1 protein-coding gene is annotated in these 2067 nt (G+C 49.4%); it reads left to right on the plus strand.

The genetic code is table 11. From position 1 onward, the window contains the following. Positions 1-1371: deoxyribodipyrimidine photo-lyase (locus NZ772_17965; GenBank protein MCS6815441.1), on the plus strand; the 1371-nt coding region annotated here is incomplete at its 5' end. Between the last annotated feature and the right edge of the window lie 696 nt (positions 1372-2067).

Below are 2067 nucleotides of genomic sequence, written 5' to 3' on the forward strand. Positions count from 1 at the left end.
GACTACGAGCGTATTTATGGACGGGTACGCGATGCCCGCGTGAACCGTGCTCTAACGGAGCGAGGGATGAAGATTCGTTGGTTTGAGCCGATCGCAGGTATGTCAGATCTGTTGCCCTATCCCCACTATCGGGATTTTTGGTATGACCAAATGGCACAACCTCTAATTCCTACACCTGCTACCATCCGTGTCCCTGACCATATCCCTAGTGAGCCTATACCTACGTTAGCTGCTGTAGGTCACATAGCCGATGGTAAACCCATTCCTCCCGCTAGCATCCATGACGCTCGACGACTACTCCAAGATTTTTTGGCGCAAAAAGTCAGCCGCTATCACTGGCAACTCTCTTACCCAGCGGCAGCAGCAACTACAGGACTCAGCCCTCACATTAAGTTTGGGGTGATTTCCATTCGTGAATGTGTGCAGACAGCCAACCAGCTAGCAAATCATCCTGATGTCCGAATCCAGCGAGGTGTCCAACAACTGATTGCTCGGTTGCGGTGGGGTAGTGGTTTTGGGCAACGGTTTCGCTATCTTCCCCAACTAGAGATTTGTTCTCTCTACCAAATCTTCGACGATGAGGGTTGGCCATTTGATGCCGACCTCTACCAAGCATGGCAGCAGGGACAGACGGGTTTTCCCATCGTTGATGCCGCGGCACGATGTCTACAGGCAACTGGCGGCTGGTTGGACTTGAACTTCCGTAGTCGAGCCATTTATGCTAGCTTCTTGGGCAATTTACTGGGGATGGATTGGCGCTTTGGAGCGCTGCATTTCATGCGACACCTGATTGACGGTGATTGCCCGATCGATCACTACCAATGGGCAATGCAGTGTGGTGTTACCCATTGTCTAGATAAGAAGTGGACACGCATCTACAACCCAGAGCAAGTAGCTATTGATCGGTGTGACCCTGATGGAGCTTTCATCAAGCGCTGGGTACCAGAACTGGCAGACGTACCCCCCGAACGCCTAGGCAAGCCGGGTGCAGTCAATGGCTACCCCACCCCTATTCTAGATTACAAAACAGCGCGTCAGCGCCGAGTAGCTCAGCTAGAGCGCCAGCGTGCTCCACTACTCCACCAAGAAAACTGTCTACCTCTCCTCTCACGTCTGCCAGCTTCTGTAGTGCCCTTTGCCGCTGATCGGATTCCTAGTGATACCCGTTGGGCACAATCCCTCTCACCTGAGCTGTTTCCGCCACCATTAGACCTAGATTCACTCACCTTAGAAGAAGTCAATGCTCTGCGAACATGGTTTGTGGCTCATGTGGATATCAAACCCCGACGACTACCCTCTCGATCGTCATCACGGCGATCGCGCAAATCGCAGTCAGATTGTAACTATCAACAGCTTAGTCTGTTTTCCTAGGGTCAGTCTTCAGTCCCCAGTAGTCGGTGAAAAGTTAGCATAATGTCAAGAAATATTAAGAATATTAAGAAATAATTAGCTAAACGAATGAGCTTCAAAAACAAGCAATCTTAACGGTAGGCCAGCTAAATTGTAGTCCGAGATACAGAATGCCCTGTCAGGAGTTGATGAAATCATGTTCATCTACTAAAACACTATAGTCAATAGATTACTGTTAACTATGGTGTGGAATTAAGGTTCGCTCTGAAAGCGTGCCTACGCCAGTTGAGGGTAAGGTTGCCTATCTGGACTCTGACCCAGGCAAAAGGTGCAAATTAGTGCTCACACCCGTTCAATCCCCTGACTGTTCTCCGGAACTTACATTTATGAATGGTTCCACGTTAGTTCAGGAACTGTTGAGGGTAGGTGACTACCTTCCTGGAAAAGGCTGCAATTCGCAGTTCGGTTAAATCAATGTGTTCTGTCGAAGGACTATTTAACGAATCATGGCAAGACTGACATTAAACAGACGCTCGAAAGCAGGATTGAAACTGCGTTCTTTGAAGCTAGACCCAAAGTGGTTGTCACCAACCTGGTATACCAAAGGACTAGCACCTAGCTGGCAAGCATGTATTCCTCTGGCGGCAATTATCCTCTTGGTTTGGGGTTATGCTGCTGTTGCTCAAGATCCACCCCCTCCTACCCCTGAGGAAATGG

This window comes from Cyanobacteriota bacterium (assembly GCA_025054735.1).
In the GTDB taxonomy this organism is placed as follows: Bacteria; Cyanobacteriota; Cyanobacteriia; order SKYG9; family SKYG9; genus SKYG9.